Here is a 20536-nt window from a genome sequence, read left to right as displayed (position 1 = left end):
GGTTGGAAAAATCGGGAATGACCATCAGCTTGATCATTTTTGGGATGCTGATCATCGCTTACCTCGGCCCGCTGACGGTTGACCTTGGCAAGGGGATGGCAGTGCTCTCTAACACCGCCATGGCCATCGCGGGCTGTCTGATGTTCTTCGTCATCCTCGCCGGACCCACCCATTACATTATGGGTGGGATCATGGGAGGGGCTGGCGAATACTTCTCAAGAGTCCTGACACAGGGTTTCCATACTCTGACCTTTTATGATGAGGTTGCGGGCAACTGGTTTCAATCCTGGACCCTCACCTACATGGTGTGGTGGCTGGCCTGGTCGCCGTTCGTGGGCGTATTCATCGCTCGTATTTCAAAGGGTAGAACCATCAAGGAATTTATCCTCGGAGTGGTTCTAGTGCCGTCAATTTTCTCGATCTTCTGGTTCGGCGTTTTTGGTAGTGTCGGGTTTTATGGGGTATTGGAAACGGATGTGGCAATTCTAGATGTGATTGACAATCACATCGATAGCACCACATTTTTTGTCCTCGATAAGTTACCGTTTTCCGATCTGACGATCGGTGCCACTGTTATCGCAGCCTTCCTCTTCGTGGTGACGAGCGTGGTCAGTGCGGCGTTTGTACTCTCCATGTTTTCCAGTGGTGGTGATCTCAATCCATCCACGAAGACTAAACTGGTTTGGGGGGTGATTCTGGGAGCGCTTGGGTTGGTGATGATTTTCTCCAACAGCATCGCTGCCGTCAAAAGCATCATCGCCTTGGGTGCCTTGCCGTTCGTTTACATAGTTTTGTTGATCGCAGTCTGTTTTATCAAAGAGCTAAGAAAGGAGACCTTCAAATGACGCTGCAATTAGTGGATACCTTACTTAATGTTAACGTTTTTATATTCGTCGGCGTCCTTGTCTGGCTGTTTCTCAAAAAAGATTCCTAAAGAACGTAGGGTTAGATCTTTCTGTTTGCATAAAGTGATATGTTGCGATCATGAATAATTGAAAATCTGATAGTGGCTTTATCTAGCAACAGTAATGAACCTTTATTCGAGGGAAATAGTCGGTTGGTCATTAGGCACAACGATGACTGAACAGTTGATCACTGACGTACTGAATATAGCGCTTAATCGAAGAGAGATTGAGCCAGACCTCATTATCCATTCTGACCGAGGGGTACTCTAACTTTCATCTCTATCAGGCAACTAAAATTGGTTTGCCCTCGCTGTAAAAAACGTTTTTCAAGTAGTCTTATAGTGTTCGGCTTTAAAGTGCCAACAAAGAGTCAATGTAATCATTGTGAGCTGAGTTTGGCCCATGTGGCAGGCGTTACCCCATGCTTTTTTTCCACCATATTGAGGTGACTTGGGTATATCACGCACACCTCATTGTTCATTGCCCTTAGAATAGACTTCTATTTACTGCTTTGGCATTACTAACTAAGCACTGGTGAGCGAAATGCATCAGGTTTGAGGGTGATAACAGAGCAATTAAGCTGATTGAGCATAGACTCTGCAGTATTTCCCATAAGGAAGCCAGCAACACCTGAACGGGAAAGTGAGCCCAGAATAACAACATCGACAGATTCTTTTTCTACAAACTGGGGAAGCACGCTTCTCGCATCACCTTCCAGTAGCCGCACTTTTGTATTGACCAGGCTATTCTCATAGGGCATTAGAAGCGATTTCAGACGCATTGCTCTATCCGTACGCATTTTCTTGGCAACAAGGGCAATATCTAGTTCGCTATAGCCACTCCATTTTCTTAAAAAACCTTCAGATTCGAGGCGCCAAGCATGGCAAAGTGTAAGATCCGCACCAGTTAACGTGCAAAATTCGATGGCTAACGAAATAATTTTATCCGTGAAATCCTCGTTATCTTGATTTGAAAAATCTATCGCGGCTACGACGTTTCGAATCGGTGATGAATTGGGACTAATTGACCAAATTGGAATTTCGGATTTTCGCATTAAGTGCCGAGTTGTACTTCCCGATTGGCAGGCCCGCTCTTTGTTGCTTCGATGTGAATCAATAATGATGACTTTGGATTGAAATTCTTTTGCGCTTTTGATGATCTCTATAAAAGGGATACCTGTTCGAATTTGGGTGTTGAATTTCACATTGGAATACAGAGCCTTAAGATTGAGTACATGTTGTTTTAATTCGGCGTGATAAACCTTGGTGGCTTTATCGAGTAAGTCTAATGTCGTGCCAGAGTGATTAGCAATTTCTCTTAATTCTGCCAACTCTTCGATTACCATTAGTAGTGTTACTTGTGATGCATTGCTATTTGCACAACGTAAAGCTTGATGGAATGAGTCGCCAAGTGGCTGCTCTGGAGCAATGGGAATTAATAATTGATTGAAGTTCATAGCGCCTCCCAAGAATAATTAATAATTAACATGTACAGCATAGATCAAAATCTATGAAAAAATTATGTAAGAGGGTTAAAGCTACAGCATCTTCGAAATCGTTTAAGTAATAGCAGACTGTTACGTGTGTTTATGAGTTGGGGTTGATGAGTTATTAAATTATCCATGGTTTACTGTACACTTAGGTTTACCGTTATGTAACACTCATAGGAAACGGTCTAAGGAAGGATCAACAATGCAATTTAAACAAAAAATATCGACGTTGGGGTTATTGCTTCCTTTTATGTTGATTCCATCTTCAGTGATGGCTTCATCATCGCAGTTTAATTTTGAGGGTAAATGGCAATGTGAGCCTACTGAAGTAACGGACCCCAATGAAGAAAGTTGGGTGATGTATGACTTTCGTGATGATGGAACCGTGATGTCTGAAGAGTGGGTACGTTATCAATCAGAGAAAAAAACACAGTTAGAATTTAAATTATTTATTGATTATCGTTTTGAGTTAAAAGGGAATGATTACGTGTTAAAGCCCTTAGCATTAACGCGTGAAATCATCTCTGATCCACATAATATTGATCCATTTAATTACGATCAACGCCGTGATCTTACAGGTTATCGAATTTTCTTTAAGCCAACATTGAAAGGCGATGAAAAAGCGCAATTTGATATGTGGTATCACATTACCCCAGAAGATCACTTTTCGATGCAGTGTGAAAAACAAGAGCGCATAAGTATAGTCTTACGGTAACCTGGGTATATATGCTTTTAGTGACGGCTACGTTCGAGTAATTTCTGTTGGTATTCATAGGGGGTTACCCCTCTATATTTTTGAAAAGCCTTACTAAAACTCTGGGTGTTGGTATATCCGAGTTCTTTAGCAATATCGGCTATTTTCATGCCTTCCATCATATATTTAATCGCTAAATTACACAGAACGTAACTCGTAATGACAGTAAAATTCCAACCATATTCATGTAAACGACGTTGAAGTTGTTGACGTGATAACCCGATGAGCTTGGCAACAAAGTCAACATTTGGGCGACCGTAATATCGAGCGTAATTGACCAGTTCAAATATTACTTTTGCGGTGTCTTGTGGTTGAGGCATATTTAGTAAATCATCAAGTTGTAAGTTAGACATCATGATTGGGCGTGTAACCGAAAATTCCTTTTTATTGCCAGTAACTAAAATAGCCATATCGATCCACACCTTGGTTTCGGGGGCATTCCATTGAATGTTACAACCAAAGAAAGCTTCAGCTTTACCTTTTCCGCAAGGTGGGCCACTTATCTCTACTGAAATTGGGCAGTATTTTTCTCCCATATAATATCTTAGCGCGTGCATATACATAATAGCGACCCGCAAGCTGTCATGTAAGCGAGCGCGACCTTTAGCTTTACTGCTGTTGTAGCACCACTTAATCATTTTTCCTGATTGCTCACCGTGGAATGTCGTACCCGATTGTAAGCATGATGTTCCATAGTTAATACGACGAAAGGCGAGAGAGAGATCAGGGCAAGATAAAAACCACTCTCCAATATACCCCATATTAGAAAACTTCAATTCCGAGGCAATATCTATCATATAGGCTGGGTTGTTTGTTTTACGTTCGATTTTTTCTAACCATATCATTACTTCAGAAAGAGGAATTAATGACATAGGTTCATCAATAATACGTTTTGGTATGCCTAAATCATTTGAGGTAATACCAAAATGTTTTTCAATACCAGCGATGAGAGGCAGTAAAAAAGTTGTTCTGATAAATGGAATATCAATCATATTTTATCTCGCTGAAATGACAAAAACTGTTTTTGAATAACACCGTAAGGATGAAGTATATCAATAACTGGTAATTATTGATTTATTCTATCCATGATTGGTGCTTTTTATGTGATATCAATAACAATACTCGAAAATAAAAATACGAAATAATAATTGCTCTCATGAAATTGGAGATTGTAAATGAGCCTCTTTAGTATGCCATTCGTTGATACTGGCGTAGATACCGCTTTGCATGTCGTTGCCGCGATTGTTTTGATCGGCACTATTGCTGCCGTTGGTATCGGTTTTTGGAAGATACATGAATTACCTATTCATAAAGCAGCAAGTAAAGAACATCATCAAATAGGACTGATTACCGCCCTTACATGGATTGGCTTTATATGGCATTGGGTGTGGGTAGTTGCTGTCATTATCGCCTTTGTAGATGGTGAACAAGCATTGCGTCGAATTCGTGATATCTGGAAAGGAGATGATGAGCTTGAGCGTGTTCCATCTTCTGAATATAAAAATGAACATAAAACAACACCTGCTTCATCTGTAACCACAACACCTAAGGAGACTGAGCATGCTTGAAGGTTTAGCTGTTTGGGCTTTGTTTATTTACCTACTTCGTTTAGTGGGTATGCCGTGGAATAAGTATTCGAAAAGTTTTGCCTATTTAGGTGGAACAGGCTGGTTGATGTTTGTATGGGTTGGGCTTATCACATTTGCCCCGATGGATCTGTCTGGTGGCTCACTGGTGCAATCACCCCATATCCAACTTCGTCCTGGTTCAACAAAAATTAAAGGCAATGTGAAAGCTATTTATGTAAGCCCTAATGAAAAGGTGAAAGAAGGACAATTAATATATGAAATTGATGATGAACCTTACCTCATAGCGAAGAATAAAGCAGAGGCATTACTTAATTCAGCAGAAGTTTCATTAAGTATTTCTAAAGAAGATGTCCGTATTTTTGAATCGTCATACCAAGCATCATTGAAAGATATTGAAATATCTAAGAACGAAATTAATGCAGCGGAAGAAGATTTGAGATGGAAACAGACAACGTATAATCGTTACATTGAGCAAAATAAAGTTGTTAATCATACAATTACTGAAAGCATGATCGATGAACAAAGTACTGCGGTAGAAGTGGCGAAAGCCAAGAAAATCACACTTGTATCTCAGTTAGATAAATCAATATTATTGGCAAGCAAAGCTAAATTAGATTTTGAAAAATCACAGCTGAATGTAAATAGTCATGAGGTTGATGTTGTAACCGAACAAGAAAATGTCGCGCAAGCACAGTGGAATTTAGATAACACGAAAGTACATGCTCCCGCTGATGGTTATTTGACGAATTTTATTATGCGTGAAGGGCAATATGTCGGTGTTATGCCACGTATTCAGATGTACACCGAAGAAAAATACGTATTAATGCGAGTTAACCACCAGGCAATTCGTAATGTAAAATCAGGGCAGATGGCTGAATTTACTTCTGCTGTTTATCCCGGAAAAGTATTTAACGCTGAAGTGGAAGGTATTATTGAAGCCACGGGCGAATCGCAGGGTAGTTTATTGGCACGAGACGATAATGTCCGACAAGTAACAGGTGCTAATGTTGCGAATAAACACCACTTTGTTCGATTAAAGCTTAATGAAACAGAAGGTTATGACATTCCAGTAGGTTCTGTAGGTTTAGCATGGATAAGTGCAGAAAAACCAATTGGCTTTCTTGGATTCTTAGATGTTATTCGAGGTATTATTATTCGAATGAAATCGCAAATCTTCTACATTTGGTCAATGTAATAGCGGATAAAAAACGTATAAATACCGTAGCTAAAACCGCTAACCATTTTCTGCAGTATAAATGCTGACTGTAGTTCGCTGTAATCCTTTGAGGCTTAAGGATTACAGCTTTTTTTTTATATTACCAATCATTTTTTAGCCATGATCTCACCCGCATGAACTTATTTATATAAGTGAATACCCAAGTCACCTCAAGATGCTCGTTTCAGCGAGAATTGGTTGGGCTCTAGGCAAGGCGCTTATTTATACACGCTGAGGTCACTCTGAATCCTGCATCTTGAGGTGACTTGGGTATAGCTAAGAAGGCGGAGTATTAGGGTAATTAAGTACACATATATAAATATAATTCAGTCTAATTATGATTAATATTTACACTATACTTTTGTAAATATTATAAATATCACTAAAAGGTATCCTTAGGTATGAAATTGCATTACTTCAGGGCTTGTTTGCTAATTACTAGCCTGACTTTTCTTACTGCCTGCGGTAATGAAAGAAAGATTGAGAGTGAGCCTGATTACCCTAGGCCAGTGAAGATGATACAGGTCCTGATTGGTGATGGTCAAAAAGAACGAATATTACCAGGGGAGGTACAGGCGTCAGACCAAGCAATACTTTCTTTTCGCGTTGCTGGTGAAATTAACGAAATATTGGTTAGACCTGGGGCTCAAGTTAAGGCCGGTGATCTATTGGCAACTATAGACCCTGCTATGTACGAGCAGGCATATCAGGTTGCAAAATCACAATATGAATTAGCGCGAGTTCTTTATAAAAGATCTAAGCAATTGGTGGGTAAAGGCTTTATATCTAAAAATGATTTTGATAAGTCTAAGAGCCAACTAGCTACCGCCAAATCAGCTTTAGATAAGGCGAATAACGATCGTGACTATACTAAGTTGCTGGCACCTTATGACGGGGCTATCTCAACTCGTTATTCGGAAGAATTTGAGTTTGTTAGAGAAAAACAGCAGGTGTTGGGAATTCAAACGGAATCCTTCATCGATGTCAGCTTTCAGCTGGCTGAGCAATATATAGGCTCATTGCAACGAGTACAAAAACAAGAAGAAAGCGCATTCAAAGTTGAAATTAATTTTGAGGGAAAAGAACAGTGGTTTGAAGCTAGCCTTAAAGAACTGAGCACAGTCGCAGATCCATCAACAGCAAGCTATACCGTTGTTTTCACTTTACCGACTCCCGAACAGGTGAACGTTCTTTCAGGCATGAATGCAAAGGTGAAGCTCACTATTCCTGGTTCTGCCAATGATAAATTACTTGAAATCCCTGCGGGTGCTTTAATCCAAGATAATGGCAATAATTTTGTTTTTCGTTGGTTACCTGAAAGCGACAAATTGGAAAAAGTAGCAATAAAGCTTGATGACGGTCGATTGGTGGGCGGTTTACAAGATGGTGATTGGCTAGTGACGACCGGTGCAACTGAATTACAAGATGGCCAAGCCGCAGTGCCTTGGGTTAAAGAGAGGGGGCTGTAATCATGAAAATGAAAATTTTAGCGATAACTTTATTGAGCAGTACAGCTCTGCTGGGGTGCGTTGATGAAATTGAATATGAAGAAAAAGTTGCTCGTGTTGAGGTATTTCAATTACCGGAATTTAAGAACGAAGTAGGACGAGTCTTTAATGGTGTTGCTAAAGCGCATGATCTGGCGGAGCTCTCTTTTCGTGTAGATGGAAAAATTGCAGAGATCCCTGTCTCGAAAGGGACACAGGTTAAAAAAGGCGACTTGTTAGCGGTTTTAGATAAGAGTGACTACGAAATTGCGCTCAATGATCGCCGAGCCAAAAAAGAGCAGACCAATAACCAGTACCGACGTGGCAAGTCAATGTTAAAGAAAAAGCTGATGTCGCAGGCTGAATACGACAAGATGCGTGCTGAGTATTTGGTGGCCAAGGCAGAGTTCCGTATGGCAGAACTTACGCTGGAGTATACCGAGTTAAGGGCGCCGTTTGACGGCATAGTTGGTGATGTATTCCTCGATGCTTTTGAAAATATCCAGTCGGGTGTTTCTGTTTTGAGTATGCACAAAATGGACCTGATCGAAGTGGATGTACAAATACCCGATATGATCATTTCTGTTGCGGTACGGGAAGAGGATAGAACAGATGATGAACTTTTTGATGTGACCTTTGAAGCTTATCCCGATATCACGTTTGAGGGTAGACCTTTGGAAGTGAGCATGATCAAAGATCCTGTGACTCACAGCTATATCGCCACTTTGGCGGTTGATTTTGATCATGAGCATAAGGTGCTTGAAGGTATGCAAGCTAAAGTAAAGGTTGACTTAGAGAATATGACTTATACCTATAGTCGCGGGTATCTGGTGCCAGTGAATACCGTGATGATGCAAGATGGATTGTTGTTGGATAAGCAAATTTCTAATGTCTGGGTATATCAAAGCGATAGTCAGACAGTAACGCTCCGAGAGGTCCGTTTAGGTATTCTTTCGGGCGATATGATAGAAATCACAGCGGGTTTGAAGGATGGAGAAGTGATCGTATCTGATGGAGCTTCACGTTTGACCGAAGGCCAAAAAGTTGAGCAGATAAAGGATAATAGATGAATATTGCAAGTTATTTTGTTAAGAACAGCATCATAAGTTGGATGTTTACTCTGATCCTGTTGATTGGCGGTGTAATGTCATTCTTCGGTTTAGGCCAACTGGAAGACCCACCTTTTACCATTAAAGATGCCGTTGTCGTAACGGTTTATCCAGGAGCCACCGCTACAGAAGTAGAGGAAGAGGTCACTTATCCTATAGAGAAGGCGATTCAGGCCCTGTCTTATGTGGATGATATTGTCTCCATTAGCACCCCCGGTATGTCCCAAATTACAGTGACCATAAAAAATACTTATGGTCCAGATGAGTTACCTCAAATTTGGGATGAGCTGCGACGTAAAGTGGGAGACATGACAGGTCAATTGCCGCCTGGGGTTCATACGCCATTGGTTAATGATGACTTTGGTGATGTGTATGGCGTCATGATGATGGTCCGTGGCGATGATTATAGCTACCAAGATCTGTTAGATTATGTCGATTATGTGAAACGTGAATTGGAGTTGGTTCCAGGCGTCAGTAAAGTCACGCTTGAGGGACAGCAGCAAGAGCAAGTATTTATTGAGATATCGTTAAGTAAATTGGCTTCGTTCCAAATCGATCTAACCCTTATTACCAATTTGCTTAACTCCCAGAATATGGTCGTTGACTCCGGCAATATTCGTATTGCCGGTGAAAACTTAAGTTTGCGTCCAACAGGCGCTTTTCAATCTGTCGAAGAGTTAGGTGACCTAATTATTCCTGGTACATCAAAAGATAAGCTCATTTATCTAAAAGATGTCGCTACGATCCACCGAGGATTTCAGGAAATACCCGATCACTTTGTTACTTTTGATCAGAGCCAAGCGATCAATATAGGTATCTCCTTCAGTCAGGGGGTTAATGTCGTCGAGATAGGTAAAGCAGTTAATGATAAATTAGCAGATATTGATTTTGCCCGCCCTGCAGGTATGACTTCGGAGTTTATGTATAACCAGCCTGTGGAAGTTGATAACTCGGTTCGTGATTTTATTTTGAACCTAGTAGCTGCTGTCGTGATTGTTATTATTGTGCTGTTGATATTCATGGGAGTAAAGAGCGGTATCCTGATTGGATTAATTCTCTTTTTGACTTGTTTAGGCACATTTATCCTGATGCTAATGGCGGAGATAGAGCTGCAGCGAATATCTCTTGGTGCTCTCATTATTGCCTTGGGTATGCTGGTTGATAATGCCATCGTGGTTGTTGAAGGGATCCTGATGGGGCGTCAACGTGGTCAATCCACACTTGAGGCGGCTAAATCCATTGTTGGTCAGGTGATGTGGCCGCTGTTGGGCGCAACAATTGTTGCTATTACCGCTTTTGCGCCTATCGGTCTTTCGCCTGACTCTACAGGTGAATTTGCCGGCTCTTTGTTCTGGGTTCTGCTATTTTCCCTGACCTTATCTTGGGTTACAGCAATTACCTTAACCCCGTTTTTTGCTCAACTCTTTTTTGGTAAAGAAGGGGTGGCGCAAAGCGGTGAAGAAGAAAGCGATCCATACAAAGGTGCATTCTTTGTCGGCTATAAAGCCTTACTTGATGTGTGTATGCGATTCCGTTGGGTATCGGTAATGGCTGTTGTGGTCGCTTTTGCCATCTCAATCATGGGTTTCGGTTACGTGAAGCAGTCTTTTTTCCCACCTTCAACAACACCTATCTTTTTGGTAGATGTCTGGTTGCCGGAGGGAACAGATATTCGTGAAACTCGTGAAGCCATTGCAGGTATGGAGAAAATAGCAAGTAAGCTGGATAATGTTGAATTTATATCGTCCACCATAGGTAAAGGTTTTCAACGGTTTATGCTGACCTATGAACCACAAAAAAGTTATGCAGCTTTTGCTCAAATAGCAATACGGACATCAGACTTTGATATGCTTGATTCTGTAATGTCGACATATCGTCAACAAATCGAGGCTGAGTTCCCGCAAGCCCAGTTAAAGTTTAAGCGACTAGAGATAGGTCCATCAACAGACGCTAAAATTGAGGCAAGGATCCAAGGTTCCGATCCTGATGTACTGCGTGATATTTCGACTGAAGTGATGGCAATATTTAATGCCACCCCAGGTACAGTGAACGTACGTCACGATTGGCGGGAAAGGACTAAATTCATTGAACCAAAATTTAATGAAACTCAGGCTCGTCGCTTAGGCATCAATAAGGAAGATGTCGATCATACCCTGAATTATGCCTTTGCGGGGCTACAGACCGGATTGTATCGTGAAGGTACTAATCTCTTGCCTATCGTCGCGCGTTTGCCAGATGAGGAACGGGTCAATATTGAGTCTATCAATAGCCTGCTGATCTGGAGTCCGACACTATTGGTCTATGTTCCTATGCAGCAGGTAATAAATGGCTTTGATGTTAAATTTGAAGACCAAATTATTCAACGTCGCGATCGAAAACGTACTTTAACCGTATTTGCCGATGCTGATTTTGAGTATGACATCTTACCAGCCGAGTTATTTAAGAAGGTTCGCCCTCAGGTAGAAGCTATAAAACTACCACCAGGTTACAAGCTCGAATGGGGAGGTGAATATGAATCGTCTGGTGATGCAAGTGCCGCGCTGTTTGCTTCATTGCCAATGGGTTTTATGGTGATGTTCCTTATTACCGTATTCTTGTTTAACTCGATATTAAAGCCTTTGGTTATTTGGTGCTGTGTACCTCTAGCCATGATAGGCATCACTATGGGTTTGCTGGTAATGGGAACGCCATTTGGTTTTATGGCATTGCTTGCGATGCTAAGTCTGTCTGGTATGCTGCTTAAAAATGGTATTGTCTTACTTGATCAGATAAATCTTGATATTTCAGAAGGAAAGGAACCGTTTAAGGCTGTATTTGAATCAACGGTAAGTCGTGTACGTCCTGTCTGTATGGCGGCGATCACAACGATTTTAGGTATGTTGCCACTGGTTACAGATGCTTTCTTCGAGTCGATGGCTGCGGTAATCATGTTTGGTTTAGGTGTTGCCACTATTCTGACCCTGCTCATCGTGCCTGTGCTCTATACGATCTTCTTTAGTATTAAGTATCGTAGTTACAAAGAGTTCTAATTCTGACTAGTTGCTAGATACAAATCCCTGAACGCATCTGATGCTTCGGGGATTTTTAGGTTTTATCTCAAAGTTAATCTTGCCGTAGATTTTTGACCATTGAAATCGGGGTAGGGTAATATTTAACAACCCAATAGGTTGAAATTACAAACGTACTCAGCGTTGCGGCTTGTATAAACATTATTCCTTCTTGTGAAACAACTTCTGCTGTCATGGCGGAATAAGCCAATAATAATGAAAATTCGCTAGCTTGGCTCAATCGAGCGCTTAGTTCTTTATTCATGCTGGTTTTTTCTTTTGCGACGTGCAAGGCGAAGCGAAACCCCCACGCTTTAATTACTATTAATACTCCGCCAAATAAACATCCCCACAACATGTAGATATTAGCCGTGGTTAAGTTCATGCGTGCACCAATGGAAAAGAAAAACAGAATCAGAAAAAACTCACGTAGAGGTTTTAAATGGATGGAAATAGCCTGAGACACTCGGCTGACAGCAATAGATAGCCCTGCAATGAATGCCCCGCTTTCATAAGATAATCCGATTTGATGTCCCGCTTCTGCCCACAGTAAACACCACGCGAGTGTGGTGACAAAACTGTATTCTTGAATAACATCAAACCGGCTAAATAACGGTAGAACAACATACCTCACACCTAAATAAGCGCAAACACACATCAGGCTAAATTTCAGTAAGAGCATACCAAACGCGAGTATCATGCCGTCATTGTTATCGACATTGAGAAATAAAATAACCGTGATGGCGAGAATATCTTGCACCAGTAAGATACTGGTCATGATCTCACCCATGCGCTTGTGATGCAGTGTTGTGGTCGGAATTAACTTTAACCCAATAACCGTACTGGAAAACATGAGGGCAGCAGCAGCAACGAGTGCATCATGAAGAGCGAGCTGAATGGCTAAACCAAAACCCAAAGTGCATAAAAAGAAAAAACTACACGTACCTAATGTCACCATGGCACTTTCTTTAAATAGACGAATTAACTTTCTAGGTTGAAGATTAAGCCCAAGTAAGAAAAGCAGCAAAATGACGCCAAGGTGCCCGATTTGACTCACATTTTCAGCATTATGAATCCACTCAAGCCCATGAGGTCCAATTAGCATACCCGCGGCAATATACGCCAAAATGATCGGCTGTCGGGCGTAAAGAAACACGGTGCCTAATATCGCCGTACTTATTACGATGGCACATAATTCAAAGATGATTGTATCGAGGTTGACCTGCATATCCCTCATATCCGTGGTATCGGACTCTTTAAAGGATAATACTGATCGAGATAATTAGCAGGGAAGTTGAGGCTTCCCCGCAGAAGTTGACATTAGTTTTTGTTTTGATTACTTGCCCAAAGGTGCAATAAGTCAGTGGCAATGGTTGCCGCAGCGAGCGCGGTTATTTCTGCGTGATCATAGGCAGGTGCCACTTCCACTACATCCATACCGATTAAATTAATACCGACTAGGCCTCTTAATATCTTCAGTACTTTATCAGTACTTAACCCGCCACATACTGGCGTACCAGTACCCGGTGCGTAAGCGGGATCTAAACAGTCAATATCAAAGGTAAGGTAAACAGGGCGTTCACCGACTGTTTCTTTGATTTGCTGAATAATAGATTCAACTGTTCGATCATTAGCACTTGCTGCATCAATAACGTTAAAACCGAGTGTATGGCTGTGTTCAGTACGAATACCAATCTGAACCGAATGTTTAGGATCGATTAACCCTTCATTCGGTGCATAGTAAAACATCGTACCGTGATCATACTTGCTGCCCATGTCGTAAGTATCGGTATGCGCATCAAAATGGATTAATGCCATTTCACCGTATTTTTTTGCATGTGCGCGCAATAAAGGCAAGGTAACGAAATGATCACCACCAAAACTCAGTAAGGTTTTCCCTTGCAGTATTAAGCTACTGGCATGTGCTTCAAGCCGTTCACTCATTTGGGCGGGATCACCACAATCGAAAACCAGATCACCACAATCTTCAATTTTAATGGTGTTGGTTAAGTTGAACGTCCACGGCCAGCACTTTCCTTCCCATGCAAGATTGATCGATGCTTGACGAATAGCGCCGGGACCCATTCGGCTACCTGAACGTCCTGTTGTAGCAAGGTCAAAAGGCACACCTGTAATGATCACATCAGCATCAGATTGCTGTGGTGTAAAATTTAATGGCTGCCGTAAGAACCCAAATGCATTGGAATATAATGAGTAGTCGGCGTAATTGGCGATTGTTGCCATTGTTGTCTCCTGGCAATACCCGATAGTCGGTCGGCCTAGTGGTGACTGACTATCTCGGTTTCAAAGTATGATATTGAAATATAATATGCAGTAACGACTATTTGTTGTTACGCATATCTTCTAAATAGGTATATCCGTTTAGCCCTTCAGCCAATTCACCAAGGATATCAGCGTGCTCAGATTCAGGCAGGTTCGCCTTTGCCATTAGCTCATATTGATGTAAAAATTCACGAGCATCTAAGTGTACGTAGCGCAATACATCACCGACTGAATCACCGCGTTCGATATGCTCGATTTCGTAGTGACCAGCGCCATCACATCGTACAACTGCTGTATCAGTGTCACCAAATAAATTATGCATATCGCCTAGAATTTCTTGATATGCACCGACTAAAAAGAACCCGACACGATAGGGATTTTCATCATCCCATTTTGGTACGGCTAACGTACTTTCAATGCCTTGGCCTTCAACATATTGATCGATAGCACCATCAGAATCACAGGTGATGTCTAAAATAACTGCGCGACTTTCAGGTGCTTTATCCAATTGCGATAGAGGCAATACAGGGAAAACCTGATCGATTCCCCAAGCATCAGGTAATGATTGAAAAAGCGAAAAATTCACAAATAATTTATCGGCTAAGCGTTCATGTAATTCATCTAATAAAGGACGATGTGCACGGTTCTTGGCTGATAATAGTTTTTCTAATTGATAGCACAGGCGTAAGCTAACTTGCTCTGCCCAAGCGCGATCAATGAAGCTGATTAATCCCATGCTGAAAGACGTATGTACTTCAGATAAATCACTTTGGCTATCATGGAAAATTTCCACCAGTGAACGATGATCACTTGATTCCGATAGCTCTTTCCAAGAGCGCCACATATTATGCAAGATCTGTGGTGCGTCGTCTGTTGGTGCTGAAATATCTTCAGCTTTATAGCCTTCAACACCAATCACATCGGTAATTAATACAGCATGATGGGCTGTTAGGTTGCGCCCCGATTCTGAAATAATACGTGGCATCGCAATGTCGTATTCGACACAAACATCGCCCAAGGTGTAAACCACATTATTAGCGTATTCACTCAGGCTGTAATTCATCGAGCAACTGCTTTGGCTACGTGTACCCTCGTAGTCAATCGCTAAACCACCGCCTACATCGACCGTTGTAATACCCACACCCATTTTTTTGAGCTCGGCATAGATACGACCTGCTTCACCTACGCCATTTCTCACATCACGAATGTTGGCTAGCTGAGAGCCAAGGTGAAAGTGCAACAATTGCAGGCATCCCAACATGTCGCGTTCACGTAACGATTCAATTACGGTTAAGACTTGTGAAGCACATAAGCCGAATTTGGATTTTTCACCACCGCTTGATTGCCACTTACCTTTGCCTTGAGAGGCTAAACGTGCACGTAAGCCTAAACGCGGAGTGACACCAAGTTGTTTCGCTTCTTCAAGAATAATGTTCAGCTCAGACATTTTTTCAAGCACGATATATACTTCGTGGCCAAGCTTTTCACCAATAAGCGCAAGACGAATATATTCGCGGTCTTTATAGCCATTACACACAATCACTGAGCTGGCTTCTTGCGCCATGGCTAATACGGCCATGAGTTCTGGTTTACTGCCAGCTTCTAAGCCCAGTTGACGCTGTTGTTTGGCGTATTGGCTTTTTAGAATTTCACTGACAACGGCTTGCTGTTGGTTCACTTTAATCGGATAAACAGCAAGGTAACCATTTTGATAATCATAAGATTCGATCGACTGATTAAATGCGCTGCAAAGGCTGTCTACGCGATTTTGCAGAATATCAGGGAATCGAACCAGTACAGGTAGCGAAGCTCCTGCAGCAATTAACTCATCGGCTAATTTAGACAGAACAATGGCATTCGTTGGGTCATTTTTATCTGGGCAAGCAACAACAGAACCTTGCGCATTAATATCGAAGTAACCTTGGCTCCAGTAAGGCGTGTTATACATTTCACGCGCATCATGAATTGACCAATTACTCATTCTCACATCACTCTTTTGATGATAACGACTATTACTGTGGGGCCACAGCAACACTTTTATATAAGCCAAGGCGTTGAAAATACATTCAACTTCGTCAATCTGCGTTAGAGCAGACACCGTTTTGTGCAGCATCAATAATTTGCTGACAACCTTGGTAATACACGGATTTAAAAGGTTTTCTTTTTATCTAGGAGATATAAAGAAAGGTCGTAGATGTGTGGCTTGCTGGGCAGTATTAGCGACGGTATTCCTAGTGTTATTTATGGAATATAAGCACGTAAAGGGTTCATGACTGATAACGTACTTATTAAGTGTTGGGTGAATTAAACAATTGATGGATCGTCTTTGCAAATAAAAAAGTTTTATCGTGAAGTGAAGTATTTCTTGTTGGAAATATAATGATGAAAGTGATAACTGGCATTGTTGGGGGTTTATCACTTTCATCTACTGCTTATGCCTGTTGCGTTTCTTTTATGTGTTAGAGGTATTAATTTGCTGCCTTAACCATGCTTTAAAGCATTCAATGGCGGGAGAGTGGTGGTGCTGTATTAGGTAATAGCCCGCCTTTGCATCAAGGGGCTCGAAAGGTGAAACTAGATTGCCTTTCGAAAAGTCTTCTTCCACAAGTGCACAGCGAGCCAAAGCAACACCTAACCCTGCTGCTGCGGCAGCCATCGCCATGTCGGTACGATTAAAATAATGCCCATGCTGACGACTCGTGTTTAAGTTGAGTGGCGTTAACCCATTTTCCTTAAACCAAAAACACCATTCATCATCTTTAGCAGCATGTCGCCATGGCATTGCATCGTGAAGTAATCTGACTTTTTCCCAGATATTTTGACTTGTATCTTGTGGGTTATTCCAGTCAAACTTTTTCATGTAATCAGGGCTCATTACGGGCAGGAGTTTTTCTGCCATTAATAATGAGATCTGGCTTTTATTACGTGTTTGTATATAGGGGGTTTGCCCATAATCAATTGCTAAATCAAAATTGGTATCGTTGTGATCGACAAGTGCCCCTTCAGCGAAGGTATGTATTTTAATATCGGGGTATTGAGTATAGAAATCGTGAAGGCGAGGCACTAACCACTTAAAAGCAAATGAAGGGGTCAGCTTTAGGTGTATTTCACCATCTGCATGATGCGCTTTTTGAATTTGATTAATCACATCCCTAATATCAGCCAGACTTTGGTTTACTACGCGATAAAGTTGGTTACCTTCATTGGTTAAACGAATTCCTCGAGAGTGTCTTTCAAACAGCACAAAGCTTAGCTCTTGTTCTAAATGACTGATTTGTTGGCTAATCGCACCTGTTGTAATGTGCAGGTGTTCGGCAGCTTGTGTAAAGCTACCAAAACGCGCGACTGTTTCAAATGTAGCTAACCCTGCTAATACATTACCTTTTAATCGAATCATGCTTTTGACCAGTCTTTAGAAATACTAAACACAGATATTAATATTTATCGATTGTTAAGCAAATGTAAATCGCACATTCTGCACGTATTATTTTATTATCAATAAAGTCAGTATGTATGGAAGTTATCGTATTAGGTTGTGGTGTGATTGGATTAACGTCAGCTTGGTATCTTGCTGAGGCGGGTCATGATGTTACCGTTATTGATCGCCAGCCAAAAAGTGCAGAAGAAACGAGTTTTGCGAATGCTGGGCAAATATCATATGGGTATTCATCGCCATGGGCAGCCCCCGGTATTCCAGTTAAAGCATTAAAATGGCTAGCGCAAAAACATGCACCTTTAAAAATTAAACCAAGTTTGTCGCCCGATCTGTATGTATGGGCATCGAAAATGCTGGCGAACTGCAATCAAGAACGTTACCAAGTGAATAAAGCACGTATGTTACGCGTGGCGAATTATAGCCGCGATTGTTTAATTGATTTGAGAAAGCATCAGCCCATCAATTATGAAGGGCGTCAGCAGGGTACATTGCAAGTATTTAGAAATGCAGCACAAATCGAAGCTGTCGTAAAAGACATTCAAGTTTTAGCAGAAAGTGGTACACGGTATGAAGAACTAGACGTGGCAGGTTGTATTGCAGCCGAGCCGGGTTTAGAAAATGTAAAAGATAAGCTTGTAGGCGGGTTGCGACTACCCGATGATGAAACGGGTGATTGTTATCAGTTTTGCCAGCAACTTACTGAATTAGCGATAAAGGCAGGCGTGAAATTTCATTTCAATGTTGACGTACAGAAGCTAAACCAGACGCAGGGTAAAGTTAGCTCTGTATCAACCAGCATGGGGGAGTTGAAAGCCGATGCGTACGTAATGGCAATGGGGTCTTACTCTTCTTCGTTGCTCTCACCATTGGGGTTATCTATTCCTGTTTATCCAGTAAAAGGCTACTCATTAACGATACCAGTGACCGACGAGACACAAGCGCCGGTTTCAACGGTAATGGATGAGACCTATAAAGTGGCTATGACACGCTTTGATCAACGTATTCGTGTAGCAGGAACCGCTGAGCTCGCTGGTTATGATTTAGATTTAAGTGAGCAACGCAAAGCAACTATCGCTATGGTGGTGCAAGATTTATTTCCAAATGGCGGTGATATGAGTAAGGCGGAATACTGGACAGGGCTGCGTCCAATGACACCCGATGGTACGCCGATTATTGGAAAAACCCCTTTTTCTAATTTATTCACAAATACTGGGCATGGGACGTTAGGCTGGACAATGGCTTGTGGCTCTGCACGATTACTCGCTGATGTCATCAGTGGTGTAACACCGGATATTGATCCTGATGGATTAAGCATAGCTCGTTACCATGCCTAAAGTTTTTTGTAACCTCAGATCGAAAGGCTGGGGTCATCGATAACAATAGTACAATTTCCACTTTTTTATCATTTATGGTAACTGTTACAGCCTGTAAGTCTGCTGGTTGTATTACCCTGTAAGTGTCTTAGCCGTGTTCAAATTAGCCTTAGTTAAATCGTATTAAGATGAACGTAAGGCGGAAAAATGAATATCAAACAATTAACAGAAGATCAAAAGTGCCTAAGCTTTGCCGTGTGCATGGTATTGGGAATTGAAGGCTATATTTTCTTTTGGGCAAGTAGCATTATTTTTCAAGGGTAGGCCGTTATTTAAACAACATAACATTAACCTGAATTAGGTATAATCTCTTCAGACAAGATAATATTTCTATTCTTTAAGGTTGATGGAAAAATGGCACCCCAACAGACTCGCTACCATGCTGTAGCAACGGAAATACAACAGCAAATAGAACAGCGAATTTGGTTGCCTGGCGATCGTATCCCTTCCATTCGAGCCATGAGTAAGAAACACAGTATTAGTCCTATGACTGTGCTTAAAGCCTATGAGTTGTTAGAAACAGAAGGGTGGATTTATGCCAAACCTAAATCAGGTTATTTTGTTACTGCTCATTTAAATCGTTTAGCTGAACCACAGCAAATGATGCCTCAAGTTGTGAATCGCTCAATTAAAATAAACGCACATATCTTTGATGTACTAACGGCTTGTAAGCGACCTGATGTGATGCCATTTGGATCGGCTTTTCCAGACCCTGATTTATTTCCTCTTAAACAACTTGGTCGAGCATTGGCACAAACCATGAAAACAATGCCCGCACAGAGTACTGTGACAGATTTGCCGCCGGGTAATATTGCGTTACGTCGTGCGATTGCCAAACGTTACATTCGAGATGGTATTGATGTATCGATCAATGACATTGTGATCACTTCTGGTGCTATGGAGTCATTAGGATTGAGTTTGATGGCAGTAACGCAACCCGGCGATACTGTGGCGATTGAATCGCCCGCTTTTTATGGTGCCCTACAAGCAGTAGAACGGTTACGTTTAAAAGCGGTAGAAATAGCGACACACCCCCGAACGGGGATGTCAGTTAATGCATTAGAAGCTGCAATCAAAACACACGATATTAAAGCCTGCTGGTTGATGAGCAAATATCAAAACCCGCTAGGGGCTTCGATGCCAGATGAAAATAAGATCGCGATTAATAACCTGCTGATGAAAAACACGATTCCGCTCATTGAAGATGATGTGTATAACGAGCTGTATTTTTCAGAGTCGAAACCAACACCGATTAAAGCCTATGACAATAGAAGGATGGTCCTGCATTGTGGATCATTTTCTAAATGCTTAGCCCCAGGTTTTCGAGTGGGCTGGGTAGTGGCGGGTCAATATGCCAAGCAAATTGAGCAGCTTCAATTAATGTCGACTTTATCTACTGCGGTTCCTAATCAGTTAGCACTCGCACAATATGTCTTACATGGTGGTTATGATATTCATTTACGACGATTAAGACGCCAGTTGAAAGCACGACAACAACAAATGTTAGATGCCATTGAGCAATATTTCCCACGGGAAACACAGATTACCCGACCAGAAGGCGGGTACTTTTTATGGGTAGTATTACCAAAGCACATTAATACGTCTGATTTACTTCAACAGTTATTGGATGTGCATAATATAAGTATTGCGCCGGGGTCATTATTTGCGAGTGATGATAGGTATAAAAACTGTATGCGAATTAATTGCTCATATCCGTGGAATGAACGGACTCAGCAGGCATTAAAAACGGTAGCCAATTGTATTAAAGCATAAAAAAAGGCCACTTTACGTGGCCATAAAATCCGCACCAATCATGGCTCGTGCGAAATTATCGGATGTCACAAAAAA

General features: G+C 41.6%; 15 protein-coding genes and 1 pseudogene. 10 read left to right on the top strand and 6 right to left on the bottom strand.

What is annotated here, in order from left to right:
- Both C9J12_RS14550 and C9J12_RS14545 read left to right on the top strand, forming a co-directional pair.
- The coding region (locus C9J12_RS14550) for a BCCT family transporter (protein ID WP_193944672.1) at window positions 1-845 on the top strand (845 nt) is incomplete at its 5' end.
- A gap of 174 nt (window positions 846-1019) precedes the next feature.
- Window positions 1020-1175 (top strand): annotated as a pseudogene (locus C9J12_RS14545) (DDE-type integrase/transposase/recombinase); the annotation flags it as partial.
- A gap of 250 nt (window positions 1176-1425) precedes the next feature.
- On the opposite strand, the gene C9J12_RS14540 reads toward C9J12_RS14545, so the two are convergent.
- Window positions 1426-2361 (bottom strand): universal stress protein, encoded by a 936-nt coding sequence (locus C9J12_RS14540; RefSeq protein WP_107243372.1) that lies wholly within the window; start codon window positions 2359-2361, stop codon window positions 1426-1428.
- Between the two features lie 235 nt (window positions 2362-2596).
- On the opposite strand from C9J12_RS14540, the gene C9J12_RS14535 reads away from it, so the two are divergent.
- Window positions 2597-3109, top strand: a complete 513-nt coding sequence (locus tag C9J12_RS14535) for a hypothetical protein (RefSeq protein ID WP_107243371.1) — start codon at window positions 2597-2599, stop codon at window positions 3107-3109.
- 17 nt (window positions 3110-3126) lie between these two features.
- Here the strand turns inward: C9J12_RS14535 and C9J12_RS14530 are convergent, their stop codons facing one another.
- Window positions 3127-4140: an AraC family transcriptional regulator gene (locus C9J12_RS14530; protein WP_107243370.1), complete on the bottom strand. Its 1014-nt coding sequence runs from the start codon at window positions 4138-4140 to the stop codon at window positions 3127-3129.
- A gap of 183 nt (window positions 4141-4323) precedes the next feature.
- Here C9J12_RS14530 and C9J12_RS14525 point away from each other — a divergent pair, with 183 nt between their 5' ends.
- The 5 genes from C9J12_RS14525 to C9J12_RS14505 all read left to right on the top strand — a co-directional run bounded on the left by C9J12_RS14525 (window position 4324) and on the right by C9J12_RS14505 (window position 11578).
- Window positions 4324-4716, top strand: a complete 393-nt coding sequence (locus tag C9J12_RS14525; RefSeq protein WP_227876368.1) for an MFS transporter — start codon at window positions 4324-4326, stop codon at window positions 4714-4716.
- Complete coding sequence (locus C9J12_RS14520; protein WP_107243369.1) at window positions 4709-5932, top strand: HlyD family secretion protein; 1224 nt, start codon at window positions 4709-4711, stop codon at window positions 5930-5932. Before C9J12_RS14525 ends, C9J12_RS14520 begins: the two co-directional genes overlap by 8 nt.
- 536 nt (window positions 5933-6468) lie before the next feature.
- On the top strand, window positions 6469-7422 hold the full coding sequence (locus tag C9J12_RS14515; protein ID WP_227876367.1) for an efflux RND transporter periplasmic adaptor subunit: 954 nt from the start codon (window positions 6469-6471) through the stop codon (window positions 7420-7422).
- A gap of 2 nt (window positions 7423-7424) precedes the next feature.
- Window positions 7425-8510 carry an efflux RND transporter periplasmic adaptor subunit gene (locus tag C9J12_RS14510; protein WP_107243367.1) on the top strand — a complete coding sequence of 362 codons (1086 nt, stop codon included), beginning with the start codon at window positions 7425-7427 and terminating at the stop codon, window positions 8508-8510.
- Complete coding sequence (locus tag C9J12_RS14505) at window positions 8507-11578, top strand: efflux RND transporter permease subunit (RefSeq protein WP_107243366.1); 3072 nt, start codon at window positions 8507-8509, stop codon at window positions 11576-11578. The genes C9J12_RS14510 and C9J12_RS14505 overlap by 4 nt, the downstream gene beginning before the upstream one ends.
- 73 nt (window positions 11579-11651) lie before the next feature.
- Here C9J12_RS14505 and C9J12_RS14500 read toward each other — a convergent pair whose 3' ends face one another.
- The 4 genes from C9J12_RS14500 to C9J12_RS14485 form a co-directional block, all read right to left on the bottom strand.
- Window positions 11652-12824 (bottom strand): cation:proton antiporter, encoded by a 1173-nt coding sequence (locus C9J12_RS14500; RefSeq protein ID WP_107243365.1) that lies wholly within the window; start codon window positions 12822-12824, stop codon window positions 11652-11654.
- Between the two features lie 92 nt (window positions 12825-12916).
- Entirely contained in the window at window positions 12917-13840 is a 924-nt protein-coding gene (gene speB, locus C9J12_RS14495; RefSeq protein WP_107243364.1) for an agmatinase, read from the bottom strand.
- 97 nt (window positions 13841-13937) lie between these two features.
- A complete protein-coding gene (gene speA, locus C9J12_RS14490) occupies window positions 13938-15860 on the bottom strand; it encodes a biosynthetic arginine decarboxylase (RefSeq protein ID WP_107243381.1) in 1923 nt (640 codons plus the stop codon).
- 471 nt (window positions 15861-16331) lie between these two features.
- On the bottom strand, window positions 16332-17276 hold the full coding sequence (locus tag C9J12_RS14485) for a LysR substrate-binding domain-containing protein (RefSeq protein ID WP_107243363.1): 945 nt from the start codon (window positions 17274-17276) through the stop codon (window positions 16332-16334).
- Window positions 17277-17392: 116 nt separating this feature from the next.
- Here C9J12_RS14485 and C9J12_RS14480 point away from each other — a divergent pair, with 116 nt between their 5' ends.
- Both C9J12_RS14480 and C9J12_RS14475 read left to right on the top strand, forming a co-directional pair.
- Window positions 17393-18649 (top strand): D-amino acid dehydrogenase, encoded by a 1257-nt coding sequence (locus C9J12_RS14480; protein WP_107243362.1) that lies wholly within the window; start codon window positions 17393-17395, stop codon window positions 18647-18649.
- Between the two features lie 393 nt (window positions 18650-19042).
- A complete protein-coding gene (locus tag C9J12_RS14475) occupies window positions 19043-20461 on the top strand; it encodes an aminotransferase-like domain-containing protein (protein ID WP_107243361.1) in 1419 nt (472 codons plus the stop codon).
- The last annotated feature ends 75 nt before the right edge of the window (window positions 20462-20536 follow it).

The sequence above is a fragment of the Photobacterium frigidiphilum genome (assembly GCF_003025615.1).
In the GTDB taxonomy this organism is placed as follows: Bacteria; Pseudomonadota; Gammaproteobacteria; order Enterobacterales; family Vibrionaceae; genus Photobacterium; species Photobacterium frigidiphilum.
This window is presented reverse-complemented; position numbering and strand designations above follow the sequence as displayed.

What these genes read in the sequence shown, in the direction of transcription:
- C9J12_RS14540 (WP_107243372.1), bottom strand. Translation starts at nt 2,361, where the DNA reads ATGAACTTCAATCAATTATTAATTCCCATTGCTCCAGAGCAGCCACTT.
- C9J12_RS14535 (WP_107243371.1), top strand. Translation starts at nt 2,597, where the DNA reads ATGCAATTTAAACAAAAAATATCGACGTTGGGGTTATTGCTTCCTTTT.
- C9J12_RS14530 (WP_107243370.1), bottom strand. Translation starts at nt 4,140, where the DNA reads ATGATTGATATTCCATTTATCAGAACAACTTTTTTACTGCCTCTCATC.
- C9J12_RS14525 (WP_227876368.1), top strand. Translation starts at nt 4,324, where the DNA reads ATGAGCCTCTTTAGTATGCCATTCGTTGATACTGGCGTAGATACCGCT.
- C9J12_RS14520 (WP_107243369.1), top strand. Translation starts at nt 4,709, where the DNA reads ATGCTTGAAGGTTTAGCTGTTTGGGCTTTGTTTATTTACCTACTTCGT.
- C9J12_RS14515 (WP_227876367.1), top strand. Translation starts at nt 6,469, where the DNA reads ATGATACAGGTCCTGATTGGTGATGGTCAAAAAGAACGAATATTACCA.
- C9J12_RS14510 (WP_107243367.1), top strand. Translation starts at nt 7,425, where the DNA reads ATGAAAATGAAAATTTTAGCGATAACTTTATTGAGCAGTACAGCTCTG.
- C9J12_RS14505 (WP_107243366.1), top strand. Translation starts at nt 8,507, where the DNA reads ATGAATATTGCAAGTTATTTTGTTAAGAACAGCATCATAAGTTGGATG.
- C9J12_RS14500 (WP_107243365.1), bottom strand. Translation starts at nt 12,824, where the DNA reads ATGCAGGTCAACCTCGATACAATCATCTTTGAATTATGTGCCATCGTA.
- speB (WP_107243364.1), bottom strand. Translation starts at nt 13,840, where the DNA reads ATGGCAACAATCGCCAATTACGCCGACTACTCATTATATTCCAATGCA.
- speA (WP_107243381.1), bottom strand. Translation starts at nt 15,860, where the DNA reads ATGAGTAATTGGTCAATTCATGATGCGCGTGAAATGTATAACACGCCT.
- C9J12_RS14485 (WP_107243363.1), bottom strand. Translation starts at nt 17,276, where the DNA reads ATGATTCGATTAAAAGGTAATGTATTAGCAGGGTTAGCTACATTTGAA.
- C9J12_RS14480 (WP_107243362.1), top strand. Translation starts at nt 17,393, where the DNA reads ATGGAAGTTATCGTATTAGGTTGTGGTGTGATTGGATTAACGTCAGCT.
- C9J12_RS14475 (WP_107243361.1), top strand. Translation starts at nt 19,043, where the DNA reads ATGGCACCCCAACAGACTCGCTACCATGCTGTAGCAACGGAAATACAA.